We start from the raw sequence: 1,366 nt of genomic DNA, 5'->3' as shown, positions 1-1,366 counted from the left end.
AAGCCGTCGGCGGGCTGGCCGGCGGCCTGCTGGTGGGTGCGCTGGCGCGCAGGTTCCCGCCCGGCCGGCTGTTCGGGGTGGCGCTGCTCGCGTTCGGCGTGGTGGCCGCGATCGGCTGGAACGCGCCCCTGGTGACGACCGCGTTCGTGTTCTTCGTCGGCGTGTTCGCGGTCGCGGGCGTGCCCGGCGTGGTCCTGGGCGCCGCGATGATGTCGCTGCTCCAGCTGCACGCCGCCGACGAGGTGCGCGGCCGGGTGATGGCGACGTTCATGAGCCTGTTCGACGGCGGTCAGGCGCTCGGCATGGTCCTGGCCGGCGCCTTCACGCCCCTGCTCGGCCTGTCCGCGCTGCTCGACGTCCAGGCCGCCCTCTACCTCGCGGCCGGCGTGCTGGCGCTGGCCACCCTGACCGTCCGGCCGTCCGTCCCGGCGGGGTGAAGCCGCGGTGCTCCAGGGGTGCGCGCGAACCTTGAGGCGACCTTGAGGAAGCGCTGAGGAACGGCGGAGGTCCGGGCCCCAACCTTGGTTCCACCACCGAGTGAGGAGCCCGAAATGCAGCACAACCGCCGTCGCCCCGCCTGGCGCCCGGTCGCCCTCGCCGCCGTCGGCGGGTCCGTTCTCGTCGCCATGGGCGTCGGCGTCTGGGCGACGCTGACCGCGACCGCCGCGAACGTGACCCCCGAGCAGATCAGCAGCGGCACGCTGAAGCTGGCCCTGGGCAACAACGGCGCCGGGTTCAGCCAGAGCATCACCAACCTCGCGCCCGGCGACACCGCCAACCGCTACGTGACCCTGACCAACGGCGGCAGCCTCGACGCCCAGGCGCTGACGATGCAGGTCGCCGCCACCGGCTCGACCACCCTGGTCACCGACGGCGCGACCACCAGGGCGCTGCGCGTCACCGTCAGCCAGTGCTCCGGCGCCTGGACCCCCGCCACCGGCGCGTGCAACGGCGACAAGGCCGTCCTGCTCAACGCCACCCCGCTGAGCGGCCTCGCCTCCGCCGCGTCCCTCCTGCCGGGTGCGATCACCGCCAGCGGCGTGGAGAACCTCCAGATCTCCGTGCAGCTGCCCGACCAGAACGAGACCACGGTCAACGGCGCGCTGCCCGCGAACACCGTGCAGGGCCAGTCGGTGAACCTCACCTACACGTTCAGCGAGACCCAGCGGTCCGCGGTCACCACCAACTCCTGACCCCGCCCGACCCCGGAAGAGGAGCAGCGATGACGGCCATCACCCCGCGACGCGCGAGCGCGGTGCTCGGCGGGGTCGTCATCGCCGGTCTGCTGGGCACCGGAGCCGCGGGCGCGGCGGTCGCCGCCTCGACCACCGCCGCGTCCAGCGGCGGGTCCCTCAGCTGGGCGGCC

Annotated in this window: 2 protein-coding genes; both read left to right on the top strand. The window is 74.0% G+C overall.

Annotated elements, in window-relative coordinates; translation table 11 throughout:
- Window positions 1-437: MFS transporter (locus AB0G02_RS32245; RefSeq protein WP_360801703.1), on the top strand; the 437-nt coding region annotated here is incomplete at its 5' end.
- A gap of 114 nt (window positions 438-551) precedes the next feature.
- Window positions 552-1,193, top strand: coding sequence for a TasA family protein (locus tag AB0G02_RS32240; protein WP_360801700.1), 642 nt, complete (start codon window positions 552-554; stop codon window positions 1,191-1,193).
- Window positions 1,194-1,366: the final 173 nt, after the last annotated feature.

It is taken from the genome of Actinosynnema sp. NPDC023658, assembly GCF_040639995.1.
In the GTDB taxonomy this organism is placed as follows: Bacteria; Actinomycetota; Actinomycetes; order Mycobacteriales; family Pseudonocardiaceae; genus Actinosynnema.
The sequence above is the reverse complement of the archived record's forward strand: the minus strand, read 5'-3'. Positions and strand labels throughout refer to the sequence as shown.

Excerpts from the sequence above, each read along its gene's own strand:
- AB0G02_RS32240 (WP_360801700.1), top strand. The coding sequence starts at position 552 with ATGCAGCACAACCGCCGTCGCCCCGCCTGGCGCCCGGTCGCCCTCGCC.